Raw genomic sequence first — 23,515 nt, 5'->3', positions numbered from 1 at the left:
AAAGTTACATCGTCCATAAAACCTGGCCGCGCAGCTCAGGTCCTCTTATGTGTGTATCACAGTGTATCAAGTGTACAGCCCGGATAGTTGGGTGTAGACACTGATCGTTGACTCCTGCGGCGGACGGTTTCCAGCCGCAGTCGCGGACAGGAACTTGGTGTTGTCGATGCCGCCTTTGATTTTAAGGGGCGGTTGCAGCATTGATGACCCGTGTGCCCAGCGTCGGCATTGTTATATATCCGTGATACTTTCGGCGCCGGCATTGTCGCAGCGTGCCGGTGTCCACATTCCCTCCCTACATCACAACCCGGCTGCAAAAAGGCCGTGATTTGTGTCCGTAATTTCAAAAGAAAACTGTTTATTGCAGGAGCACATGAACTGCCCGGTTAAGGGGGTTATTACGCAGCGCCGGCCGCCCAAACGGGGCACCGGCGAGCGTCATATCAAATCGATGTTACCTGATTCCTGAATCAAGTGGGGACACTATGAAACGAAGTCTTTTTCTCCTTGTATTATTGGCGGTGTTATTGAATCGCCCGGCGCTGGGGATCGAGGTTCCCTCCTGTGTCGAGGGCCAAAGCAACGGCAGAACGGTGCTGTTGTTTGTCGCTTCGGTACAAACCTATTGGTCGGAATACAAAACCGTATATGAATCTTTCTGCGCCAACGGCTATGAAGTCCATGTGGTCAGCGGCGGTGAAGGACCGGCGACCAGTTACGGTGACAATATCCAGAACCTGGCGACTACCGGACCCGGTGGCTACGACGGTTTTACCGCGTCTTTTGCGTCTGCATCCGGACAGGTATGGGACGCCGCCTGGAACGCCCCGGCCGCTATCCCCGTTCACGCGGCGGTGGTGGATATACCCAATATGGACGATTACGATGCGCTCGCCATAGTCGGTGGGGAGGGCATTTTGGACTATCGCTACGATAACGTGTACCCCAATCTGCAAACCCAGGAAGCCGCGGCTCACCTCAATACGCTGGCGATTATGGCAGTCGAGGCGGGCAAGCCGGTTGGCGGTCAATGCCACGGGGCCACGCCACTGGCCTTTTTCCGGGTTCCGGGTACGGAAGGTGCGGGTCCTGACGGCCTTGGGACCAGTGTGTTGGCCGGCAGATACGCCACAGGCTACCATCTCGGCACCTCGACCCAGGACGCCTATACGATCCTGGACGTCAACTACAACGATGTGGATCGGGCGATTGTCGACGGACCCGATCCGGGCCAATATGCGGGCCTCAATGTGCCCTATAGCGACTTATTTGTCACCGCCAGGGACTGGATTCCGCAAACCGGGCTGCACTTCACCCGTACGTTGATGAATATGATGGAGACCTACCCGGCGCCGGTAACCGCTGCCGAACCACTGGCGGTTGTGGTGCTTGGCGGGGACGAAGTCTATCACTACCAGAACCTGGGTTATACGGCTGCCGATGAAGACACGATCCTGGAAGTGCTAAACGACCCTGTCGATGAATACCACATCAATGCCCAGTTTATCGCATGCCCACCTAATGGGATGATTGATGCCAATCTGCTAACTACCACGGATGTTATTTTTGTCTTCTGTCACAATACCTTTTCCCAGGCTATGCAAAACCAGATCGTCAACTTTGCCGATAACGGTGGCGGGGTGGTCGGCGTGCATCACGCGATCTATAACCACGGCAATAATAAAATGCCGCTGGTCTCAATGTTTGGCGCAGAGCTGCCTGCCACTGCCACCTTGAATAATCCAAACAGTATTATTTTTCTCGAAGGGGCCGGTTTGCTTAACATCAATATCGGTCATTTTGTCTCGACCCACGGTATGCCGTCCGATATCAGCGTCGCTTATACAGATGCCCTGCCTATCCCCAACCCGAGTGCCGGCGGTGGTTACTTTGGTTTTACCTTTCCGGGTCCGGACGAACTCTACCCGGGTATTACCTTTAACAACGGTGTAGAGTTTGGCCGGGGTGCTAACCAGATCGAAAGGCTGTTTGGCAACAACACCATCATCGAGGGCGGGGACGACAGCGGAGAGTTGACCACATCCGGCTGGGTAAAGCGCTTTGACAGCGATCAAAACGGTGTCGGGGGCCGGGTGGTTTACCTGCAGCCGGGAGAAACCCCGGGAGTTACTTTCGCCGATGAAACCTATCGTCACCTGGTGAAAAACGCGGTGCTGTTTGCCGCTGAGTCCGAGGTTTTGCTGCCCGATCCCGACCCGGGTCCGGACAGCGTGCAGGCAATATTCTTCGACGACTTCGCGACTGCCGGCAGTCTCGCCAACTATACCGATGCGTTTCCGGGCAGCCACCAGGGGCTGAGTGTCGATGACACCACCGGAACACTCAATTACGTGCAGAACGCGAACTTGTCCTGGTATGCCGGCGGCACGAGTACGTTTCTGTCCAGGTCGGTTGCCGGCAATTTTATCGTCGAGGCGGAGATACTGACCCACGCGCCGGGAGATATAGAGGCCTTGCCGACCGATATTTTCCGGGTGGCCGGGTTGCTTGCCCGCAGTCAGAGTGTCGGCGATGACTGGCTGTTTCCCGCCATCGGCGCCAGTCAGACGGGTCTCGGGGCACAGACGCTTAACACCGACAACGGTACCAGTTACTTGAACCCGAACCTGATCGCAGGCGTTTATCAGGGACGGGTGCGCCTGTGTCGTGTCGGCGATGCGTTTTCCGCCTATGTGTCGACCGACTCGGGCCAGAACTGGCAGGCGCTGCCCTTCAACGGCAGTGCCATTCGCAGCGATATGGGAGAAGCAGTGGATATCGGTATCGCCTCCAATGCCTACCTCGCCGGGTCCGATGTCGGGGTGCAGGTCGGACACTTTGCCGTTGCCGTTCCGACTGACGTTCAGGACTGCACTGCCATCATTGACAATGCGGTGAGTCCGGAGCCCGATCCGGGCCCAGGTCCGGTGGTGTCTCTCAATCACGTTTATCGTAACGACTTTGCATCCCAGGCGGACCTGGCAACACTTGCGGACTTGAACCCCGCGAGTTACGCCAACCTGGTTGTCGACGAAGCTTCCCAAACATTGAGCTATGTCCAGTTGGCTGACAATGCCTGGTGGGCCGGTGGCACCAGTGCCTTCCTGTCGACAACAGTCAACGGAGACTTTGTGGCGTCGCTGGACCTCAGTGTGTATGCCGAGGGCAACCCGGCTGCCGTGCCGACGGGCAACTGGCGCCTCTTTGGTTTACTTGTGCGAGACAGTGCCAACGCGGGCGATTGGTTTTACACGTCCTTAGGTGCCGGCGCCGATGCCTTGCTTGGCGCCCACGCGGTCAGCACCGATGAGTTCCAGAGCACACTGAATACCATCGGCGGCGGAGCAACGGCGGGAGAACTGCGATTGTGCCGGATCGGCCAGGAATTCAGAAGCTATATCTCTACCGATGCCGGCGCCAACTGGACGCAACTTTTCTTTCCCGGAAGTGGTATCAACGCCAGTTTTTCCGGCACCGTGGAAGTGGGCATCGCCTCCAATGCCTATGGTCCCGGCCCCAATGTCCAGGGCGATATATCCCTGTTCCAGATAGCGCAGCCCCAGTCTTTCGGCGAGTGTCTGCTGCCGATAGAGTAACAACCACGCCCCGATTCGAGCCTGCTGCCGGGCCCGAATCGGGGCTGTGCCATGCTGGCCGGTTCCCCGCGGCAGAGGTCCCACTACCGGAAGGCTTAAAAATACCCTGTAACGGCGCGGCCCGTGCCGGGTGGCACTTCCCATCGCGCTAGTAACAACGCAACGACCCGCCACTAGCTCCGGTGTCATTGGAGCAGTGCAGTATGACACGAGACCCTTTCAAACTTCGGCCACAAATAGAGCGCGGGTCGGCGCCGGATGGCCTTCGGCCGTCAACGCCGGATTGTGAGGATCGAGAAAATCACTGAGCGAATGAAACCGCATCCAGTCGGTAGCGCGCTGTTCCGCGGTGGTGGTAACACAGACATCGACCACCCGGGGATTGCGAAAGCCGGACTTGCGCAACCAGGACAGCAGGGTTTCGCAACTCGGTAGAAACCACACATTGTTCATCATGGCATAGCGCCCCTCCGGCACCAGCACGGTACCCAGCCCCCCCTCGATGACCAGGGTTTCCAGTACCAACTGCCCGCCGGGTCTGAGACTCTCGCGCAGTTCCCGCAGATGATCCATCGGCGAGCGCCGGTGATAGAGCACGCCCATGGAGAAAACGGTGTCGAAGGCCTCCAGCCCCGCCGGCAACTGCTCAATACCGAGCGGCAATACATCGATGGGCCGGCGTCCGACAAAGTGCTTGATACAGTGAAACTGCACCACAAAACGCGGCGAGGGATCGATGCCGATCACCCGCCGGGCGCCGGCCCCCAGCATGCGCCAGCCGTGGTAACCGTTGCCGCAACCCACATCGAGCACCAGGCGCCCTTGCAGCGGCGCGATATGTGGCAGTAGTCGCTCCCACTTCCAGTCCGAACGCCACTCCGTGTCGATATAGGTGCCGTGCACCTGGTAGGGGCCCTTGCGCCAGGGGATCAGCGCCCGCAACTGCCGCTCGATGTTTTGCATTGTGGCCGCATCACAATCGCCACTGGCGCCGATGCTGACACCGTGTTCCAGGTCCACTTCGCTGGCGTCGACAGCGGGCAGTTGTGCCAGTGCCCGGCGCCATTGCGGCAGGTCGCCGTAGCGCCGCTCGCTGAGGCCGGCGGCAATCTGCGCCGGCAACGCTTCGGCCCAGGCCGCCAGTGGTGTGCCGGCAACCGGTGCGCGGCTCAGGGCATCGATAAGGTCGCGGTAATACTCGATCATCGTGGAGTCCCGCCGGCCTTACCGGATAGCGATCAGTGAAGCAAAATTAAAACACTGAAACCAGACCTCGGCGCTGGCAAATCCCGCCTCGCGCAAGCGGTCCCGGTGCGCTTCCAGGGTGTCGGGTATCAACACATCCTCCAGCGCGCTGCGTTTTTGCGCAATCTCCAGGTCGCTGTAGCCATTGGCCCGTTTGAAATTGTGGTGCAGCTCGGTCATCAGGCGCTGGTGCTCCGGATCGGCGAAGGTCACCTTTTCCGACAGCACTAAAATACCACCGGGAAGCAGGCCGTCGTGGATACGGGCAATAAGGGCGCGGCGCTGGCCGGGGGCGATAAACTGCAGGGTAAAATTCAACACCACCACCGAGGCCCGGGCAATGGCCACCGCCTCGAGATCGGCGCACACCAGCTCCACCGGCACCTCGCCGCTGTCGGCCTCGATGACCTGCCGGCAGCGGTGGATCATGGCTGGCGAGTTGTCGACCCCGATAATGCGACAATCGGCGGCCTGCAGCCGATGGCGCATGGCCAGGGTCGAGGCCCCCAGTGAACAACCCAGGTCGTAGCAGCGGCTGCCGGCGCGGGCGTAGCGTTCGGTCAACTGCCCGGTCATATTGATAATGGTGCTGTAGCCGGGTACGGAACGTTTGATCATATCGGGAAAAACCGCCGCGACCTTGCTGTCGAACGCAAAGCCCGCCACCTGCGCCAGAGGATCGGCATAGAGGTCGTCGTGGTTGCTGTCTTTGCCCATAAGAGAAGCTCGATGGTGTGCTAATGGTGATACGTCCCGCGTTGGCGGGGCAGCGCATTTTAGCGCCCTTGAGCGCCGGTCTCAATCGTTGCGGCCGAGCCGCAGAGGGGCGCACCGGAGTCGCGCAGGCCGGATCGTGGCTGGCGCACTGTTTCACATTTATGCACTTTAATTGCCCGTGCAAGGCGCCAGGCAGCGCAGTTATGGACTATGATTTAGACAGGTGAACCGCTGCTCTTGCGGCGTAATTGATGGTGTAGAAATATCGGCAGAAAGCACGCAACGCGGCGGTACTCGAGGGAGTCGACCCCGGCGACGGCGAACAGGGTGACTGAGTGACGGCCTACGCGGGCTACCGCACGTTAAAAGCACTGGTGGTTGATGACTTTGACAGTTTCCGCACCACCGTGAGCAATATGCTGCAGGAACTGGGTTTCGCGACCGTGGATACCGCGCTTAACGGCGAGCAGGCGGTGCGGGCGTGTTTTCACCAGCACTATGATGTGGTGTTGTGTGATTACAACCTCGGTGCCGGCCGCAGCGGCCAGCAGGTGCTGGAGGAACTGCGGTTCAAGGGGGCGCTCAAGCGCCGCAGCCTGTTTGTTGTGGTGTCGGCGGAAACTGACAAAAACATGATTATGGCGACCTTCGATTACGAGCCGGATGCCTACCTGACCAAGCCCATCACCGCCCGCACTCTGCAACAGCGACTCGACCGCCTGTTGCACCAGCGCCAGGACCTTATGCCCATCTACGCCGCCCTGGATGCCGGCGATACCGCCCGGGCGATAGCCGCTTGTGAAGACAAGTTGCAGGCGGGCTGCCGCTATGTCGCCGCCTGCCAAAAGTTGCTCGGCACGCTCTATTTGACTGCCGGCGACCACGCCGGGGCCGAACAGCTCTACCGGCAGGTGCTGGAAGCGCGCGCCCTCGACTGGGCGCGGGTGGGGCTGGCCCAGGTCAATCAGGCCCGCGGCGACCTGGCGGCGGCGGGCCGGTGGCTGCGCGAGGTTATCGCCGGCAATGCCCTGTGCATGCCCGCCTACGACGCGCTGGTGGAAAACTGTCGGCGCGGCGACGATCGGGAGCAGTTGCAGGCGGTACTGCAACAGGCTGCCACTATCTCACCCCGCTCGATTCTGCGGCAACAAGACCTGGCAGAAACTGCGGTCGACAACAATGACTTGATTGTTGCCGCCGATGCCTATCGTCGCACGGTGCGACTGGGCCGGCACTCCTGTCACGACCGGATTGAAAACCACCTTAACTTTGGCCGCACGGCCGTGGCGCTGTTTCGAGAGGATCGCAAAGTGGCCGCCGATCTGTGCCGGGAGGCGTTGCGGGTGCTGGCGGAGATTCCCGAACGTTTTAACCCCACGCCCGCGCAGGACAACCAGGCTCATCTTATCGAGTCTCAGGTGTATGCCGGGCAGGGCAACGGACCCAGGGCGGAGTCGCTGTTGCAAGAGGTGGAACAGTCATTGGCGGGGCGGGAACCGGATGTCGATACCGCCCTGGATTGGGTGGCGGCGTTGGCGGCGGTGAACAAGCAGCCGGAGGCGGACAAGCTGCTGGAGGACCTGGCCGAGCGCTTCAGTGATGACCAGGCGGCATTGGAAAAAATCGACCGCCTGCTGGGGGAACCGTTGAGCCAGCGCAATCGCGGGCGGGTGGCCGCGCTTAACCGCGGCGGTATCGCCCACTACGACAAGGCGCAGTTCAAGGAGGCTATCGAAAGTTTTATCCGGGCCAAGCGCCTGTTTCCCAATCATATCGGCGTGCATTTAAATCTGGTGCAGGCGTTGATCGGGGAGATGGAAGCGGTTGGCTGCGTGGAGGAACTGATGCAAATGTGTATGGCTACCTTAGCGAAAATTGAAACCAGAATAGAACCTACCCACGAGCAGTATACGCGCTACTGCAAATTGCGTGAGAAAACCACCGCGCTGGGGCGGGAATAGGGCGTTGCCGCATGAGTGAGTCTTCAGATAATCCCCCGATCGATTTTTCCTTTGTGCTCGCCTCCAGCGTTCACGATATGAAGAACTCCCTCGGCATGTTGCTCACCTCGCTGGAAGAGGTGGTGCACTCGACGCCGATTGAAGACGAACAACAGCGGAAGCGTTTCGGCACGCTGCAGTACGAGGCGTCCCGTATCAATACTGAGTTGATTCAATTGTTGTCCATCTATCGAATGCAGACCGACCGGCTGGTGCTGAACGTTGATGAAAACTATGTGATCGACGTCCTGGAAGAGCAGTTGGCCCGCAACCATATGTTGTTTGAAACCCGCAGTGTGCGGGTCGAGATGGACTGCGATCCGGAGTTGGCGTGGTTTTTTGATGCCGACCTGGTGGGTGGGGTGGTGCATAACGTGTTGGTCAATTGTGCGCGTTACACCCGCAAGGCGCTGCATATCTCGGCGTCGGTGGAGGATGACCTGTTGTGCATTGCGGTGGCTGATGACGGGGTGGGCTACCCCGATGATATGTTGCAAACCGGGGATGGGGAGCGCGCGCGCGGGTTTGAGGAAGGCAGCACGCATCTGGGGCTGTTCTTTGCTCGGCAGATAGCGATGATGCATCGCCAGGGTGAGCGTCGTGGGCGGATAGAGTTGGCCAATCACGGCCAGTTGGGGGGTGGGTTGTTTAGTCTGTATTTGCCATAGGGTGGGTTGGTTGATAGGGTTTGGCTTGGGATTGAGCTGGTTGGTGTATGACGTTTTGTGTGCTTGTCCTGATTAAAAAGTAGAGCTTACTTTGATCTGGATGTTTTAATAAGGAAATGGGGGTAAGTATGAAGAAGTATATGGTTGGTCTGTTTGTGGTGTTGGTTTCCGGGTATGGGAGAGGGTGTTCAAAACTCCGTGTCAGCCAATAATCACAAGCTAATGTGATCATCCAAACGCTCAGGAAAATGAATCATAAACTGTGACAGCGTCAGATTCGGTAGCGGAAATTGCGAGCGGCATTTCTTGCGGCGGCACGGTGCGGGGACATAGCTCTAGTTGTGTCCCCCTAGAATGGCGACACTCCCCTTTTTTAGGGTGCCACTGAAAGCTTGTGCGTTTTTAATAGAAGAGTAAGCTGTACCGCAGCAGACGGATAGCGGTGCCTTCGTTCGCCGGAGGTGGACCCTCTCGAAGGGGTCGGGGTGCTTGAATTTTAACCAGAAAAGGCCTGGTCAAAATTCAAGCACCCCGACCCCGCACCGCAGTAACGTCGAAGGTATCCAGATAGACGACTAGTTGAGAGTTCACAACCGATCTTGGTAGCATCGCGCCAGTAGCGGAACTAAGGAGTGGCACCACTTGCGGTGGCGCGGTGCGGGGACGTAACTTTAGTTGCGTCCCCCTAGTATGGTTCCACTCCCCTTTTTTAGAACACCGCCGAAAGCTGGCAGGGACTCAATAGAATAAACAAGATCGCAGTAAACAGGTAGAGGTGCCTTCGTTCACGGGGAGTGGTCCCTCTGGAGTTAAGGGGTAGGAGGGAATAAAAAATAATCCCTCCGTACCGCCGGAGGATCGACCCTTGATCGCAATGTGCCTGACCCGGCCAGATCAAATGTGGGAACCTACAGATTATGAAAGCGCGGGAACTTAAGATCCCACCCTTGTTATTAGTCGTGCTCTTCACAGTCGCCATGTGGGCAGTGTCCCTGGCAACCCCGAACTTCGACGTCGCTCCCGCCATCAGGTACGCGGGAGCGGTGTTTTTCACTCTCCCCGGCGTCGTTTTTTGTCTATACGGAGTACTGCACTTCAGGCAGGCAAAAACAACGGTAAATCCATTAACGCCAGACTCGGCAACCGCTCTGGTCAGTTCGGGTGTCTACCGCATCAGTCGCAATCCCATGTACCTGGGGTTTTTATGCCTGTTGCTGGCCTGGGCGACACTACTGGCAAACCTCTTTGCGCTGCTGCTCGCGCTGTTGTTTGCCCCTTATATGAACCGCTTTCAGATTCTACCGGAGGAACGCGCACTGCAGTCCCTGTTTGGCGCCGACTACAACGCTTACCGGCAGCAGGTACGCCGCTGGCTGTAAGTAAGGGGGCGGTCAAGACTCTGCCGCGGCGACCGGCTCCTCCTGCAAGTGTTCCTGCAGTTGCGCCCGCACCCGGTCGGGAATGGGGGCCGACCGACCCGTCGTATAGTTAAAGTGCACCAGCACCGCCGTGGCGCGGGCCACCGGCGCACCCTTCTGCCACGCCTCGTGCACAAGCTCACAAGAACTGTTACCGAGGCGTTTGATATGGGTACGCACGGTGACCGGTGCACCCAGGTAGGTCTGGGCCACAAAGTCGATACTCAGTCGCGCCAGAATCAGAGGCCAGTCGTGCAGTGTCATCGGCGGGTGAAAAATTCTGCAGATCGGGTCCCGCGCCGCCTCGAACCAGATCGGGAAAGTCGTATTGCCGATATGGCCCAGGGCATCGGTCTCGGCAAACCTGGGCTCGACAGTCATCTCAAACATAAAAAATTGCTCTCGGTCGCAGGTGTTTAGACCACGATGGTCTCCAGCGACAGGCTGCCGGCCAGCGCGGTGTTGTCTTTGTGGGTGATCACCGCCGTGCTGGCTGCTTCCGGCAACAGGTAAGTGGCGGCGACCCGCTGCAAGTCTGCCAAAGTCACTTTTAACACCTGGTTGCGAAAGCGTTCGCGCTTTTCGCGGGTGCGCCCATACAGCTCGGCGTGAAAAGTCTGTTTCGCCTCGCCCGCCGGCGAGCTGGGTTTGTCGATGGAGCTGATTACCCCCAGGATGGATTCCTCAACCTGGCGCCACTCGTGGGTTTCCTGCTGGAGCCATTGCAGAGACTTGTCGAAGTCGCCGAGGGTCTCTTCCAGGCGCGGATCGCGGTAGGAGAAAAAGCGAAACGCGGCAATATTGCTGTCCTGGCCGGCGCCGGCACCATAGGCACCGCCCTGTTCGCGAATGGCGCGGTGCAGGTAGCCGTTGCGCAGAAAACCACCGAGCACGGTAAGAGCCGCCGCATCCGGGTGCTCCATGGGCACGGTGGGATAAGCTTTGGCGCAAAAGTTTACCTGGGTGTTGGCAATCCAGGCCTGGGCGATCTTTTCGCTGACCTCCCCGAGGGTAAACGCAGCACCCGCTTGCGCGGGGTCGCCCAGCCAGTGCTGCTGTAACTGCTCGCGGCAGGCCTGCAGATGTTCCTGCTCGCCCACCAGCAGAAACTCCCGCGGCGCCTGCAACACCTGTTGATGAATGGCGGCCAGTCTGGCGGCGAAGTCTGCCAGTTCGCCGGCGTCGGCCAGTGCGTCGTCGAGCGCTTTTATCGCCTTGATACCGGTCATGCCGCTCAACTGGTGACTGAGCTTCGCCGCCGGGCTCATGCCGGCCGCCGCGGCCGCCATGGCCAGGCTGTGGCCGTTGCCGGTAATGCTCTGCTCGCGTCGGGCGCGGGTCTGGGCAATCAATTCGCGGATGCGGGGCAGTTCGTCGAACCGCACCTGCTGCAGTGTCTCCCACATCAACTGCGACATGGCCGCCTGGTTGCGGGTTAGCGCCTTGGCCGACACCGTCAGGTGGGCGTCGATCGCCTGCACATTGTCGATGCGGCCGCGCACGGTGGTGTAGGCGGAGATCGACCCGAGTACCTGCGACTGCCAGCGCTGGGTGGCCAGATAATCCCGCTCGCCCACGCCCAGTTCGGTGAGACAGGTGGTGTAGAAGGGCAGCAGTGTGTGGTGTTCTGGGGCCAGTGCCGGCAGCCGAATAACGATCTGCTGATAAATCAGCCCGTTGGTGCCGGCCGGATAGGTTGTCAGCGGCCGCTGGTGGAGCTGTTCCCGCTGTCCCTCGACGTAGTGCATATGCGGCGGAATATCGTCCAGCCCCACTTTTGGCAGAATGGACTCGTCGTCAGCCTGCTGCTGGCGCTGTTGCAATGCCTGCGCCTGGGTCACCACCGCCCGCTGTTGGTCCCCGGTCAGGGTCGCCTTCAGAGCGGCCAGGCGCTGGGCCTCGGCAGCGTTGCGACGGGCTGCCAGGGACTGGTCCGGTGCCAGGGTCAGGCGCACCCGGTGGGTATTGTCCAGCAGCAGGTCGCGGGCCAGGTCCTTGATGAAAGCCGGGTCTTTGATAGCCTCGCGCAGCCGTGTCAGCACCGGGTCCAGGTCCAACAGGGCAATGGGATCGCCGCGGTGGGTGGCCGAGGTAAGGCCCGTGAGAATCAGCTGCAAGCCGTAGGGGTAGCTGTCGCCGCCCACTTCGCGCTGTTGCAGTTCGAGCTGGTGCAGCGACGCCTGTACTTGTTCCTCGGGAATGCCATTGGTGGCGACGTCTTCGATCACAGCCATGATCAGGCGCTCCACCGCTTCGGCGTGTTCCCGCTCACTGCCCTCGACGCCGCAGACGAAACTGATTTCCCGCTGTGAATCGTCCAGGCCGCACAGCGGCGACGGCGCCGTGCCCAGCTCAGTGGTCTCGAGAGCCTGTTGCAGGGGGGAGGCGCTGTTGTCGAACAGCACCGAGGCCAATAGCTGGGCTTTGAGCGCGGCCTCCAGATCGGTGGACTTGCCGAGCAGCCACGACACCACGATATGGGTTTTTTTCTCCAGGCCGCCGTCATCGGTCAGGGGGTAGTGCTCCTCGACGCTGACCGGGGCGTGATAACGCTTTTCGTCGGCGACGCCGATCTCTGTCGTCAAGGGTTCGAACCGTGCCAGCGCCTGGGCCTCGAATTTGGCCTGGTGTTCGGCGGCCGCGATATTCCCGTAGGTCATGAAAATGGCGTTGCTGGGATGGTAGTGGGTGCGGTAAAACGCCTGCAACTGGGCATAGGTGAGGTCGGGGATTGATTCCGGATCGCCGCCGCTGTTGTAGTGATAAGTGGTGGTGGGGTAGAGATACTTGCAGAGTGTGTGCCACAACTGCGACGGTACCGAACTCATGGCCCCTTTCATTTCGTTGTAGACGACACCTTTGAAAACCAGGGGCGTCGATGGGTCGTCCGCCTGCTCGAATTCAACCCGGTGGCCTTCCTGGCGAAAGTCCAACTCGTCCAGGCGCGAAAAAAACACGGCATCGAGATAGACATCGAGCAGATTATTGAAGTCTTTGCGGTTCAGGCTGGCAAACGGGTAAGCGGTCCAGTCGGAACTGGTAAAGGCGTTCATAAACGTGTTGAGAGAACGCCGGATCATCATGAAGAAGGGGTCCCGCACCGGGTATCTTTCGCTGCCGCACAGCGCCGTGTGCTCGAGAATATGGGCCACACCGGTGGAATCGTGGGGCACAGTGCGCAGGGCGACGAGAAACACGTTTTCCTCGTTATCGGCATCGATATGGATGTGCTGGGCGCCGGTCTTGCGGTGGCGGTATTCCTCTACGGTGACTTTGAGAGAATCGATACGTTGGCTGCGCAGCCACTCAAACGCGGGGTGAACCTGTTGAGTCATGAAAACCTCTTTACTGAATGGGGTAAAACCGCCCGGCACTGAATGTCGTCAAATCAGCGTCGGATCGGGCCCGCCGCCGCGGGCGCATATTCTATCCTGAATGCGGTCCTTGTACGATGACATTGTACGACGATATTGTGCGCCGGCTACCGCAGCCGGGTCATGGGCCGGCGCTGTCGGCATAGGCGAGAAAGCGCCGGTTCAGCGTGGCAAATGCCTGTTGCAGCGGCGCCAGCCGCTCGCCACAGTCCTCTATCGCTGCCAGCGCCTGGCAGGTCGCCTCCAGGGTGGACCGCTGGTGCGGGCGCGGCGCCTTGCGCATCAGATAGCCGGCGGGGGCCGCCGGCTGCAGGGCCAGGTGCGGCAACTGCTGCAACAGTGGATTCAAGTGTAGTAATTTGCGCGTTTTGCGCCAGGTGCCGTCCAGTACCACCAGCCGTGTGGTGCCGGGCGTCAGTGCCCCGGGCCGGAGTGTGCGGCAGGGGTAGGCACCGCTTGGCGGGTAAAGCAATACCGTGGTTTTGCCGCCAGCCCCGCAGCGCTCGGCCAATTGTGTTGCATCGAACGTCTCGCCCACCCAGAGTGTGCTGTGGCTGAGGCTCAGATACAGCAATTGTGCCGAGCCCTTGGGGTGACCGGACTCCTGCGGATGTTGCAGGATCAGCACTTCAGTGTCGGTCGCCACCGGCACTACCAGATCGCACAGACAGGTTGCTTGCGGCCGCCGGCAACGGGCGCAGGTGCGGCGCCGCTCAGTCGCCATTGAGGGGGACGGGGGTGGCGCTAGCGGCGATCAGTTGCAGCTTTTGGCGGCGGGTCATGCGCTTGATAGTCGCCTCGCGGCGGCTGGCGCTGCTGCGGTCGTGCCCGGTCTCAACAAAGCACAGGTGTGCAGGCCGGCGACCGCGAAAGAACTTGGCGCCGCCGCGGCCGCCGTCGTGGGCGCGCCAGCGTTTTTCCAGATCGGTGGTAATGCCCGTATAAAGGCGATCGTCACTGGCCCGGATAATGTAAACACACCAGGCGTGCGGGCGCTGCGGGTTGCTTCTCTTTTGTGTCATGGGCCTTATACTAGGGTTCCCTTCGCGCGATAACAAGACGGCATCGGTATGGACCTGGAACAATTGACCCGCGAGTTTGAACAAATCGCCCGGGCGAACGACTGGCAGGCACTGCACTCGGCCAAAAACCTGGCCACCGCGGTGTCGGTGGAGGCGGCGGAGTTGCTGGCGGAGTTTCAGTGGCTGGACGATCGCCAGTCCGATGCGATAGCGACCGCCGGCGAGGCCAAGCAGCGGGTGGGGGAAGAGGTGGCCGATGTGCTTTTGTACCTGGTGGCGTTGTGCAAGCGACTGGATTTGGATCTGGCAGACGTGGTGGAGGAGAAAATGCGTAAGAACCGGCAGCGTTTTCTGTCTAAGGGACACTGATAACTTAATGTCTAAGGGACACTGATAACTTAATAACTTGGCTAAAGCCAAGTTATTAAGTTATCAGTGTCCCTGGCTCCCGCTGGCTCCTCGCTAAGTTATTAAGTTATCAGTGTCCCTGGCTCCCTCGCGGTGATAGCGGAGCCCCAGTTGATCAGAGGTTCTTTAAGTAAAACGATGGATCAGGATCGAAACTTTGACGACCTCGCTCCCCGTTTCAAACGCAATATCTACGCGGGGTTGAAAGGCGAACTGCGCCTGCAGGTTTTACAGCGGGACTTCGACGAATTTATTCCGCAACTCGCGCAAAGGCCGTTGCGGGTGCTGGATGCCGGCGGCGGCCAGGGCCAGATGGCGGTGGCCCTGGCGCAACGCGGTCACTCGGTGCTGCTGTGCGATATCTCCGCCAATATGCTGGCGCTGGCGCGCGCCGAGGTACAGGCCGCCGGTGTCGGCGACCGGGTTGAACTGGTCAACCGGTCGATACAGGCGCTGGCAGGGGAGACGCCCGGCCGGTTCGATCTGGTATTGTGCCACGCAGTGATGGAATGGTTGGCGGAGCCGGAGACTGTGTTGCGGTTGCTCGCCGCGGCGGTTAAACCGGGCGGCTTTCTCTCGTTGACGTTTTACAATGTCGAAGCGCTGATTTTTAAAAATTTGCTGCGTACCAATTTCAAGAAAATTCGCACCCGGGACTACCGGGGTTATCGCGGCAGCCTGACCCCCACCAACCCGCTGGCACCGGCGCAGGTGGAGGCGTGGCTGCGAGCGTTGCCGGTCAACGTGCTGTGCCGCAGCGGCATTCGCGTGTTTCACGATTATATTCTTGACAAAACCGACCGCCAGCGCGATCCGCAGGGGCTGTTGGAGATGGAGTTGCAGTTCTCGCGGCGTGAACCCTACCGGTCGCTGGGGCGCTACATCCATGTGTTGTGTCAGGTGCCGGGTTAACCGGTTTTAATCAGCGTATCCTTCGCCTCGTTGATCTTGGCCGCCAGGTAATCGCTGCCGCCCCGGTCCGGGTGCAGTTTCTGCATTAACTTGCGGTGGGCTTTGATAATGTCCTCCCGGTCGGCTGCTGCATCTACCCCCAACACCTGTCGCGCCTCGGCCTCGGTCATGGCGCCGGTGCCGGGCTGTGAGGGTTGCCCGCTGTCGTGGCCGGCCTCCCCGCCGTAGGCGGATTCGAACATGTCCGCGCCGAAGCGGCGTTGCAAATAAGCCGTCAGCAGTTGCTGCGATTCCCGGTCCTGGGCTGCGCAGTAGCGCAATAACTCCGCCAGTTGTTCCTGTTCCAGCGCATCGAGCGCTGCGCCTTTGAACGGGCCTTCCAGCACCGTGCCGCTCATGGCGCCGCTGTCGTGGTCCAACTGCATCTGTAAAATGCTGGTCGCCACCGTCGAGGTGTTGCCGCTCGATACTGTCGGGCGCCGCTGGCGCTGCCAAAACTGGACCAGCGGCGCCAGGCGCAGCAGCATCGGGATCAGGCCGCGCAAAAAGGGTATCAGGGCGGCGAAAATGGCGCCCAGCCAGTGCATTCTGCCGGTCAGCACACCGAACAACACCACCGCGATAACCGCACCGGCGCCAAATTGCCAGTAGAGCTTTCTGCGCTGCGCCGGCGGCTGGCGGCGAATACGGCGCATGATCAGCACCACGACGGCGACCACAATCAGCGCAAACAACAGGCGAATCAGCACTAGCGCTCGCCTTTGGGCAGGGCGGTTTGCACCTGTTGGGTGAGCTGGCGCACACCGTCGGATTTGTGCCGGCTGAATTGTTCCAGTGCCCGGTAACCGCCGGCGGCGTAGACCGCCACGGCTGCCAGCAGCTCCGCCAGCAGGTCCGCGCTGTTCTCATCGAACGGGCAGTAGGCGCCGCCGCTGAGTTGGCTCATCTGCTGGAACACGCTGCGCACAGCCGGATCGTAGCCCTCCTGGAAGATAAACAGCGGCGCGCCGAGCAGACCCAGCTCCCCCGCCAGTTGGCACAGGTGATCGGCGCTTTCCTCCATAGCGTCGCCGATGAAAACCACCGCATTGACTGCCTGGCGGCGTCTCTCCGCCTGGGCGTGGGCCAGTACCCGGCCTATTTGGGTATGGCCGCCGAGGCAACTTACGCGAGCCATTGCCGCCAGCAGCGCATCGGTGTTATCGAGCCATTTGGAGGCGTGAAACTCACTCAGTCCGCGGTAGTAGCACAGTTGGGTTTGCAATCCGCCAAGCGCTTCGGTGGCCTGAAACATCTTACTTTGCAGGCGTTTGGCGGTGTCCCAGGTGGGTTGCCGACTGGCGGTGGCGTCGATGGCAAACAGCAGTCGCCCGGCGCGATCCGCGTTGTGGCGCACCGGCATTGTCGCGGCCTGTTGCAGAAACGCCTGAATGTCAGTCTTGCTGGAAACGGCGGGTTTGTTGCTGGGCAGTTTGTCTTTCACTGTCGAGGTGCGGGTCCGAACGGCTGTGGAGGTGTGAAATTATAACCCTGTTGCAAGAGTCGGCTCCAGCCGCCGCGTTCAGGCGCGGATATCGGCGGCAATCACATCGGCGACACCGACGCCGTTGCGACCGTCGCGCTTGACCTGGTAGAGCGCCCGATCGGCAGCGCTGAGCAAGTCCAGCGGTTGCTGCGAGGGGCCCGGCGCCGGCAGTCCGCCGACGCCGATGCTGACCGTGTAGTAAATCTCCTGGTCGTGGTAGTGCAGCGGGGTGGACGCCACCAGCGCGCGCAGTTCCTCGGCGGCCGCTGCCGCCTGGTCCGGGGAGGTGTTGGGCAGCAGCACTACAAACTCCTCGCCGCCATAGCGGCAGACGACGTCGCTGGCGCGTCTGAATATCGCGTGCAGGTGGGAGACGATGGCCTTCAGGCCCTGGTCACCGGCGAGGTGGCCGTGGTTGTCATTGAGGGCTTTGAAATGATCGATATCGACCAACACCAGCGACAGCGGGCAGCGCTCCCGGCGCGCGCGCTGCCACTCGATCAGGAACTGGCGGTCGAAGTAAAGGCGGTTGTAGGCGCCGGTGAGGCCGTCGGTAATGGACAGTGCCTTGAGATCGCGATTGGCTTCTTCCAGCGCGGTGCGGGCGATCAGCAGTTCATAGTTCTTTTCCTCCAGCGATGCCGTTTGGTGCTTGACCTCCTCGGCCAGGGAGTCGGACAGGTGCTGAGACCTGACGATCACCAGCCCCAGTCGGCGGCCCTGGACCAGCCCCTGCATAAAGACAAAAAACACCATCGCCAGCTCGGTGTAAGAACCGGACGGTTTGCCGTTGAGGTTGGCAAACAGGTCGACGGGAATGGTAAAAAACAAGGGCAGCGCGCTGATACCCAGGCGCACGGCATTTTTTTGGCGATCGTGCAGTGCCCGCAGCAGAATATAGCCGGCCAGCAATAGCTGCGCCAGCATCAGCCACATCAGCGGCGTATAGTAGCGGGTGAACCATTCCACCGGTGTTACCAATACCGCCAGGCACAGTAACAGCACTGCGGCGAAATTGCCCCGCAGCAGCCTCTCGGCGACATAGCGGGTGCGGTAGGCATGGTGGTGAAAGTAGATGATAAACGGACCCATCAACAGCAGCGAACAGTACTCGACGGTGTAATGGAACGCGAAGCCGAAAGTGCCGCCGGTGCCGAATGCCTGTTCCCAGAAGTTGGCGCGGGTCCAGAAATACAGGGTCGCACACAGGGCCCAGAGTCCGAGCCACAGTGATGAGCGGTTGTGCGGCGTGTAAAAGTAAATCGCGAACGCGTAGATGGTCATACTGAAGATGATGGCGATGGTCAGGCCCTGGCCGATCAGGCGCTGCAACTGGAGATCGAACAGTTGCTGCTGGGTGCCGAGGTACACCGCGCGGCACAGCCCGCCGAGGCGATGGTCGAAATTCGCCACCTGCACCAGCAGGTAGTGGGGCGCGCCGGGGCGGGTTCGCAGGGCGGAGAAGACCGGTTGTTGGTGTGGCAGGGACTGTGGTGCGGTCGCCGCGACGTGCCCGAGTGTCGACACCGGCTGGCTTGAGGGCGCCGAGGCGGGGAAAAAGTAGCTGCGGCTACTGGTGCAGGCTGGTTGTTGTACCAGCCCCAGGCTGCTGTGGCCGGTGCCGGTCAGTTTCAATGCGTAGGTGCCGTAGCCGCGGCCCTGGGCCAGCGGATGGCTGGATTGATGCCGGTACAGTTTGTTCCAGGTGGCGGGCACCGGCAGGGTTTGCGGCGCCCGGCCTGCGCCGCCGGTGGTTTGCAGCGTTTGTAAAAAGCTGGCCGGAGTGTGCAGTTGGCCGGGGAAAAACAGCCAGTCGCCGGACAGGCTGACGGGCCCCTGGTGGGTAAAGTCCCAGTTGCCGAGGTTCGCTGTGCCTTGCTCGGCGGTTATGGTGGCTGGGGCCTGAAAGCGCAGGTGGTAACCTGTCACCAGCAGGATGGTCGCGACCAAAATCAGCCAGTACCCCCGTCGCATCGACGTGCATCCCCTCTAATTTGGGATCGAAAAAGGCCTCACCGCAAATGGTGGCATTCGCGGCGAAGGCGGTTGTGGTTGTTATAACAAGTTCGGTCGATAAGGACTGCAACTCTGGCGATAGTACTGCGCAGCCGCAAAAACTGGCGGATGGTGTCATGAAAAGCAACAATTATCAAGGTGTTTTAGGCGCCATACTGAGTGTGTCGCGCCGATCTACATTGAGTTGGTTTGTAGGGCAGCCACCCTCAAACGGCACCACCTCCGGTGGCACGATGCGGGGTCGGGGTGCTTGAATTTTAACCCACGATGCGGGGTCGGGGTGCTTGAATTTTGACCAGGTCTTTTCTGGTTAAAATTCAAGCACCCCGACCCCTTCGAGGAGAACCACGCCACCGTCAACTGGCACTCCCTCCGGTGGCATGTCGCGAGGCGAGGTGCGCCAAGGAAAGGGGAGTGGCACCATACTTTCGACTTAACCGGAAAGCTTCCCCGCGATTTAATAGCCGTACCTTTCTCGATAAAACGCACGGACTTTGTCGTATTCCGCTGTCATAACAGCCCTGCGCCGCTCATTGGCCAGCAGCTCCGCCTCCAACTCGCCAATGCGCTGCTGCAATTCTTTAACTTCAACCAGTGCCTGGGCGCGCTGCGTCTCCGTGGATTGATCACTGACGACTTGCTGCTCTTTGGTGGCAACCTGATCGGCAAGTTTTTCCAACTGCCGCTGCTGGGCGCTGATCGACGAACTCAAACGCCGCATATCCCGCTGTACTGAGTAGATTTCCCGCCCGGCGCGATAACCCTGCAAAAATTCATCGGCGCCTCTACCGGAACAGACACCGTTGTAACTGTAGCCGCTCTTGCCCTTGGTGTAGCCGATATCCTCGGTGCAAAACTCTTCGGTACCCTCGGCGTGGCCGGCGCTGTAGGCCTCGTAATCCGGCGCTACACCGTGTTCGGCGCAGGCCTCGCGAAAGCGGTCGAAGTCGGTGCGCAGGGCACCCCTGGCACCATCGGTATAACCGACCTGGCGCCAGTCGGCATACTGGCATTCGGCCTGGTTCATGGCCGGACCGGCGCAGCCGGCCATTAACAGGCCCGACAGGCACAGAGGGAAGAGGGAAAGGCGCGGCATGATTATTATTCTCCACACTGACAAGTTGTTAGCAGTTAAAACACCGTTCAACCCCCCATCTCCGGGGCGGCAATGATGATGGCGCCATGCTAGCACGCCCGGCACGGCGGAAAAACGACCATGTGCACAGATAGTGAGGTGTCGTCAGTTAGAAGAGGCCCGCAGATGCCGGGGGCAGGGGGCTCACCGATCTATCAGTGCAAGGGCGGCCAGTGCGAGGGCGGCCAGTGCGAGGGCGGCCAGTGCAAGGGCGGCGAGGTTTAGTAGGAGGACGGAGCAGGCCCCTAAAAAGACAGGGTCAACCCCACGCCGGCGAGATAGTCAGCTTCAATGCTGAGACTGCGCGCCGTCAGCGGATGCTGGTCGAGCCAGCCGGGGGTAAAGCTGATATGGACCCGGTTGTCGCGCCAGTCGAGACCGGCGCCGCAGTCGACGGTCTCCCGCGCCCGGTTGAGCAGCACCGCCAGGCGCAGACACAGCACCAGCGGCAGCAGCGGGTCGTCGCCGCTCAGTCCGGCGGTGTTGGTGTGGGCCGGTTCGCTCTCATGCAGGGGGTCCAGCGGTTCGGCCAGCAGCTTGCGGCGGTGAAAACGCACCAGCCGTGCCAACAGTTGCTGATCGTAACGGCTGAAGCCGGCCATATCGCTGTGCTTCAACAGGTAGTGGCCGTGGTGGTGATGGCCGGAGTGGGACACGCTCAGGCCGATCTCATGCAATTGGGCCGCCCAACACAGCAATTTTTCCGGTGCCAGGCCGCGCAGGTCGGTGGGCGAGAGCTGGCCCAGCAGCGCCAGGGCCGTGTCCTGTACCCGCGCAGCCTGGGCGCGGTCGATTTGGTAGCGGTTCGACATCATCTCGACGGTCTGGTCGCGGGTGTCCCGCTGCCCCATGCGACCCAAAGAGTCATAGATAAGGCCTTCTTTGAGCGTGGCGTCGGCCACATGCAGTTCGGTAAGTTGGAGCTGGCTGAAAATGGCCTTCAGTATCGCCAGGCCCGCCGGCAGCACATCGCGCCGCAACTTGGACACGCTGGGTGAGCCCACCTCACCGTCGTTAATGGTCTGCTCGATCAGGTTGTTGAGCCCCTGGCGGGTGATCACGGCGGCGGCGGTGTGGTTCGGCATCAGTTCGGCAATCACCCGCATGGTGCCCGAGGCGCCGTAGACAATGTCCCAGCCGGTGTTGCGGTAGTCATTTCTGATCAGCTCCAACTCGTTACAGGCGGCGAGGTAGGCCGCACCCATGGCATCTGCAGTGACGCCCTGTTGCAGGTAGCGCTCCGCGTAGGTGACACAGCCGATGCTGAGGCTCTCCAGATGCTGCGGCGTGAGGTTGTGACCGATGATGAACTCAGTGCTGCCGCCGCCGATATCGATGACCAGTCGCTTGCGGTGATCGTCGACGATGCTGTGAGACACGCCGAGGTAGACCAGCCGTGCCTCCTCATAGCCTGAAATGATCTGAATCGGTTGACCGAGCGCCGCCTCAGCACGGCGCAGGAACTGTTCGGCATTGCGGGCGGCGCGCAGGGTTTTGGTGCCCACCGCGCGCACCCGGGAACTGGGAATCTGGCGGATGCGCTCGCTGAAACATTCGAGGCACAAAATTGCGCGCGCCTGGGCCTCGGTGGACAGATTGCCGTCGCGGCCCAGTCCCCGGGCGATCTGCACCATGTCTTTGACCCGGTCGACAATTTCCAAAGCGCCGTCTTTTTCCCGGGCGATTAACATATGGAAGCTGTTGGAGCCGAGATCGACGGCGACGAAATAAGAAGGTTCGTTGGCTGGCATTGTGTGCTTTGTTGTCCCGGCGCAGAAGCTATCCCTGGCGCTTTGGCGCCGATAGTGCGGCCATGTTATCACAACCCTGCGGCACACAAAAAACCGGCCGCCGGCGCCGGTGGCCATGGTATCCTGTCGACTCCGTCGAACAGGAGGCAAACCATGGGCAGCCAGTACAAAACCCAAATGCCGGAGCCGGGCGCGGCCCTGCCCGGGCGCAGTGACCCCATGCCGGTGGTGAACCGCCATTTCGTCAATAACAACCCGGTACAGCCGCCGTTTGCGGCGCATCTGCAGTCGGCCCTGTTTGGGCTGGGTTGCTTTTGGGGTGCCGAGCGGCGCTTCTGGGAGCGCGAGGGTGTTTACACCACCGCGGTGGGCTATGCCGGCGGCTTTACGCCCAACCCGAGCTATGAGGAGGTCTGTAGCGGGCTGACCGGACACAACGAGGTTGTGCTGGTAGTGTTTGACCCCGCAGCCGTCAGTTACGAGGAACTGCTGAAAACGTTTTGGGAGGCCCACGATCCCACCCAGGGCATGCGTCAGGGTAACGATATAGGCACCCAGTACCGCTCCGGTATCTATACCTTCTCCGACGCTCAGCAGGCGCTGGCGGAGCAGTCCCGAGCGACGTTCCAACAGGCGCTGGAAGCGGCCGACTACGGCACCATCGCCACCGAAATCCAGCCGGCGCCGCCGTTTTACTACGCGGAGGATTACCACCAGCAGTACCTGGCCAAAAACCCCGGCGGATACTGCGGCCTGGGCGGCACCGGGGTCTGTTACTCGAACTGAAGGGCCGTTCAGGCAAGGCGGCTATTTGGCTGGCGGCTGTGCAGACTTGCGAATTACTGAGGTTGATGGGTTAACCCGGTTGAGAGACCTGGGTGGCAACCGGCAACTGCGGGTAGGAACACCAGTCGCTCCAACTGCCCGGATAAAGCCTGGCTTGTTTGCCGGCCATATGCAGCGACAGCAGGTTGACGCAGGCGGTCACGCCCGAGCCGCAGTAGACCACCAGATTGCGATCGTCCGGCAGCGCTTGCCAACGCGCCTGTTGCCCCGCGGCGGGCAGGGCGCAGCCGCCGCCGTCGATGGCGTCCTGCCAGGGAAAGTTCAGCGCGCCCGGAATATGACCGGCCACCGGGTCTACAGGCTCCTCTTCGCCCCGATAGCGATGCGCCTCGCGGGAGTCGATCAGCACTGCCGAGCCTCGTTTCACCAGTCTCTGCACCTGTTCCACATCCACCACCCAATCGAGCTGCAAGCGCGGGTCAAAGGTGCCGTTGTCGCTGTCGGGGGTGCGCCGGTCGCGCGGGTAACCGGCGTTTGACCAGGCGCTGAAGCCGCCCTGCAACAGCGCCACACGGGTGTGGCCGCAATAGCGCAGCAACCACCACAGGCGCGCCGCAAAAGCCAACCCGCTATCGTCGTAGGCCACCACCAGCGAGTCGTTGTTAACGCCTGTTGCGCGCAGTTTGGCGACAAAATCCTTGGTGTCCGGCAGCGGGTGGCGGCCGCCATGGGGCGCCACCGGGCCGGACATATCCATATCGAGGGAGAAGTAGTGGGCGCCCGGCACATGCCCCTCGCGGTACTGCCGGTAGCCGAGCCGCGGGTCAGCCAGGGAGAAACGACAGTCGATGACGACGGTGTCGGGACCGAGTCGCCGCCTCAGTTCGGCGGCCGATAGTAAGAGAGCGTCTGTCATGGGGAACATATGTTACAACAGTATTT

At 60.7% G+C, this 23,515-nt stretch carries 19 protein-coding genes; 7 read left to right on the top strand and 12 right to left on the bottom strand.

The window, feature by feature from the left end; all coding sequences use genetic code 11:
* The first annotated feature begins 485 nt into the window (after positions 1-485).
* Entirely contained in the window at positions 486-3,596 is a 3,111-nt protein-coding gene (locus FKG94_RS14440) for a type 1 glutamine amidotransferase family protein (protein WP_142905042.1), read from the top strand.
* Positions 3,597-3,815: 219 nt separating this feature from the next.
* On the opposite strand, the gene cmoB is transcribed toward FKG94_RS14440, so the two are convergent.
* Entirely contained in the window at positions 3,816-4,802 is a 987-nt protein-coding gene (gene cmoB / locus FKG94_RS14435; protein WP_142905041.1) for a tRNA 5-methoxyuridine(34)/uridine 5-oxyacetic acid(34) synthase CmoB, read from the bottom strand.
* A gap of 18 nt (positions 4,803-4,820) precedes the next feature.
* Entirely contained in the window at positions 4,821-5,558 is a 738-nt protein-coding gene (cmoA, locus tag FKG94_RS14430; RefSeq protein ID WP_142905040.1) for a carboxy-S-adenosyl-L-methionine synthase CmoA, read from the bottom strand.
* Between the two features lie 335 nt (positions 5,559-5,893).
* Between cmoA and FKG94_RS14425 the strand changes: the two genes are divergently transcribed.
* The 3 genes from FKG94_RS14425 (at position 5,894) to FKG94_RS14415 (ending at position 9,605) form a co-directional block, all read left to right on the top strand.
* Complete coding sequence (locus FKG94_RS14425) at positions 5,894-7,519, top strand: tetratricopeptide repeat-containing response regulator (RefSeq protein WP_142905039.1); 1,626 nt, start codon at positions 5,894-5,896, stop codon at positions 7,517-7,519.
* 11 nt (positions 7,520-7,530) lie between these two features.
* Complete coding sequence (locus tag FKG94_RS14420; RefSeq protein WP_142905038.1) at positions 7,531-8,226, top strand: sensor histidine kinase; 696 nt, start codon at positions 7,531-7,533, stop codon at positions 8,224-8,226.
* 917 nt (positions 8,227-9,143) lie between these two features.
* On the top strand, positions 9,144-9,605 hold the full coding sequence (locus tag FKG94_RS14415; RefSeq protein WP_142905037.1) for a methyltransferase family protein: 462 nt from the start codon (positions 9,144-9,146) through the stop codon (positions 9,603-9,605).
* Between the two features lie 12 nt (positions 9,606-9,617).
* On the opposite strand, the gene FKG94_RS14410 is transcribed toward FKG94_RS14415, so the two are convergent.
* The 4 genes from FKG94_RS14410 to FKG94_RS14395 all read right to left on the bottom strand — a co-directional run bounded on the left by FKG94_RS14410 (position 9,618) and on the right by FKG94_RS14395 (position 14,040).
* The gene (locus FKG94_RS14410; protein ID WP_142905036.1) at positions 9,618-10,034 is read right to left on the bottom strand and encodes an acyl-CoA thioesterase; all 417 of its coding nucleotides are present in this window, start codon (positions 10,032-10,034) and stop codon (positions 9,618-9,620) included.
* 26 nt (positions 10,035-10,060) lie between these two features.
* Positions 10,061-12,979, bottom strand: a complete 2,919-nt coding sequence (locus FKG94_RS14405; RefSeq protein WP_142905035.1) for an insulinase family protein — start codon at positions 12,977-12,979, stop codon at positions 10,061-10,063.
* Between the two features lie 160 nt (positions 12,980-13,139).
* Positions 13,140-13,742 carry a tRNA-uridine aminocarboxypropyltransferase gene (locus FKG94_RS14400; RefSeq protein ID WP_142905034.1) on the bottom strand — a complete coding sequence of 201 codons (603 nt, stop codon included), beginning with the start codon at positions 13,740-13,742 and terminating at the stop codon, positions 13,140-13,142.
* Positions 13,732-14,040: a GIY-YIG nuclease family protein gene (locus FKG94_RS14395; RefSeq protein WP_142905033.1), complete on the bottom strand. Its 309-nt coding sequence runs from the start codon at positions 14,038-14,040 to the stop codon at positions 13,732-13,734. Before FKG94_RS14395 ends, FKG94_RS14400 begins: the two co-directional genes overlap by 11 nt.
* Positions 14,041-14,088: 48 nt before the next feature.
* Between FKG94_RS14395 and FKG94_RS14390 the strand changes: the two genes are divergently transcribed.
* Positions 14,089-14,409, top strand: coding sequence for a nucleotide pyrophosphohydrolase (locus tag FKG94_RS14390; RefSeq protein ID WP_142905032.1), 321 nt, complete (start codon positions 14,089-14,091; stop codon positions 14,407-14,409).
* Positions 14,410-14,586: 177 nt separating this feature from the next.
* Positions 14,587-15,360: a methyltransferase domain-containing protein gene (locus FKG94_RS14385; RefSeq protein WP_142905031.1), complete on the top strand. Its 774-nt coding sequence runs from the start codon at positions 14,587-14,589 to the stop codon at positions 15,358-15,360.
* Here the strand turns inward: FKG94_RS14385 and FKG94_RS14380 are convergent.
* The 5 genes from FKG94_RS14380 to FKG94_RS14360 all read right to left on the bottom strand — a co-directional run bounded on the left by FKG94_RS14380 (position 15,357) and on the right by FKG94_RS14360 (position 21,787).
* Entirely contained in the window at positions 15,357-16,109 is a 753-nt protein-coding gene (locus FKG94_RS14380; protein ID WP_246125159.1) for a DnaJ domain-containing protein, read from the bottom strand. The two genes, FKG94_RS14385 and FKG94_RS14380, sit on opposite strands and share 4 nt — an antisense overlap.
* The gene (locus tag FKG94_RS14375; RefSeq protein WP_142905030.1) at positions 16,109-16,843 is read right to left on the bottom strand and encodes a vWA domain-containing protein; all 735 of its coding nucleotides are present in this window, start codon (positions 16,841-16,843) and stop codon (positions 16,109-16,111) included. The genes FKG94_RS14380 and FKG94_RS14375 overlap by 1 nt, the downstream gene beginning before the upstream one ends.
* A gap of 78 nt (positions 16,844-16,921) precedes the next feature.
* Positions 16,922-18,859: a sensor domain-containing diguanylate cyclase gene (locus FKG94_RS14370; protein WP_142905029.1), complete on the bottom strand. Its 1,938-nt coding sequence runs from the start codon at positions 18,857-18,859 to the stop codon at positions 16,922-16,924.
* A 499-nt stretch (positions 18,860-19,358) separates the two neighbouring features.
* Positions 19,359-19,997 carry a DUF2799 domain-containing protein gene (locus FKG94_RS14365; RefSeq protein WP_142905028.1) on the bottom strand — a complete coding sequence of 213 codons (639 nt, stop codon included), beginning with the start codon at positions 19,995-19,997 and terminating at the stop codon, positions 19,359-19,361.
* A gap of 284 nt (positions 19,998-20,281) precedes the next feature.
* Positions 20,282-21,787: a Ppx/GppA phosphatase family protein gene (locus tag FKG94_RS14360; RefSeq protein WP_179957653.1), complete on the bottom strand. Its 1,506-nt coding sequence runs from the start codon at positions 21,785-21,787 to the stop codon at positions 20,282-20,284.
* 153 nt (positions 21,788-21,940) lie between these two features.
* On the opposite strand from FKG94_RS14360, the gene msrA reads away from it, so the two are divergent.
* On the top strand, positions 21,941-22,573 hold the full coding sequence (gene msrA / locus FKG94_RS14355; RefSeq protein WP_142905026.1) for a peptide-methionine (S)-S-oxide reductase MsrA: 633 nt from the start codon (positions 21,941-21,943) through the stop codon (positions 22,571-22,573).
* 70 nt (positions 22,574-22,643) lie between these two features.
* Here the strand turns inward: msrA and FKG94_RS14350 are convergent, their stop codons facing one another.
* Positions 22,644-23,489 (bottom strand): sulfurtransferase, encoded by an 846-nt coding sequence (locus FKG94_RS14350; RefSeq protein WP_142905025.1) that lies wholly within the window; start codon positions 23,487-23,489, stop codon positions 22,644-22,646.
* Positions 23,490-23,515 lie beyond the last annotated feature (26 nt).

The organism is Exilibacterium tricleocarpae (assembly GCF_007004655.1).
GTDB lineage: Bacteria > Pseudomonadota > Gammaproteobacteria > Pseudomonadales > Cellvibrionaceae > Exilibacterium > Exilibacterium tricleocarpae.
Note: the sequence above shows the minus strand (reverse complement) of the source record. Positions and strands in the feature narration are given on the sequence as shown.

Excerpts from the sequence above, each read along its gene's own strand:
- FKG94_RS14370 (WP_142905029.1), bottom strand. The coding sequence starts at position 18,859 with ATGCGACGGGGGTACTGGCTGATTTTGGTCGCGACCATCCTGCTGGTG.
- FKG94_RS14420 (WP_142905038.1), top strand. The coding sequence starts at position 7,531 with ATGAGTGAGTCTTCAGATAATCCCCCGATCGATTTTTCCTTTGTGCTC.
- FKG94_RS14385 (WP_142905031.1), top strand. The coding sequence starts at position 14,587 with ATGGATCAGGATCGAAACTTTGACGACCTCGCTCCCCGTTTCAAACGC.
- FKG94_RS14360 (WP_179957653.1), bottom strand. The coding sequence starts at position 21,787 with ATGCCAGCCAACGAACCTTCTTATTTCGTCGCCGTCGATCTCGGCTCC.
- cmoA (WP_142905040.1), bottom strand. The coding sequence starts at position 5,558 with ATGGGCAAAGACAGCAACCACGACGACCTCTATGCCGATCCTCTGGCG.
- FKG94_RS14440 (WP_142905042.1), top strand. The coding sequence starts at position 486 with ATGAAACGAAGTCTTTTTCTCCTTGTATTATTGGCGGTGTTATTGAAT.
- cmoB (WP_142905041.1), bottom strand. The coding sequence starts at position 4,802 with ATGATCGAGTATTACCGCGACCTTATCGATGCCCTGAGCCGCGCACCG.
- FKG94_RS14390 (WP_142905032.1), top strand. The coding sequence starts at position 14,089 with ATGGACCTGGAACAATTGACCCGCGAGTTTGAACAAATCGCCCGGGCG.
- FKG94_RS14415 (WP_142905037.1), top strand. The coding sequence starts at position 9,144 with ATGAAAGCGCGGGAACTTAAGATCCCACCCTTGTTATTAGTCGTGCTC.
- FKG94_RS14365 (WP_142905028.1), bottom strand. The coding sequence starts at position 19,997 with ATGCCGCGCCTTTCCCTCTTCCCTCTGTGCCTGTCGGGCCTGTTAATG.
- FKG94_RS14395 (WP_142905033.1), bottom strand. The coding sequence starts at position 14,040 with ATGACACAAAAGAGAAGCAACCCGCAGCGCCCGCACGCCTGGTGTGTT.
- FKG94_RS14410 (WP_142905036.1), bottom strand. The coding sequence starts at position 10,034 with ATGTTTGAGATGACTGTCGAGCCCAGGTTTGCCGAGACCGATGCCCTG.
- msrA (WP_142905026.1), top strand. The coding sequence starts at position 21,941 with ATGGGCAGCCAGTACAAAACCCAAATGCCGGAGCCGGGCGCGGCCCTG.
- FKG94_RS14400 (WP_142905034.1), bottom strand. The coding sequence starts at position 13,742 with ATGGCGACTGAGCGGCGCCGCACCTGCGCCCGTTGCCGGCGGCCGCAA.
- FKG94_RS14350 (WP_142905025.1), bottom strand. The coding sequence starts at position 23,489 with ATGACAGACGCTCTCTTACTATCGGCCGCCGAACTGAGGCGGCGACTC.
- FKG94_RS14405 (WP_142905035.1), bottom strand. The coding sequence starts at position 12,979 with ATGACTCAACAGGTTCACCCCGCGTTTGAGTGGCTGCGCAGCCAACGT.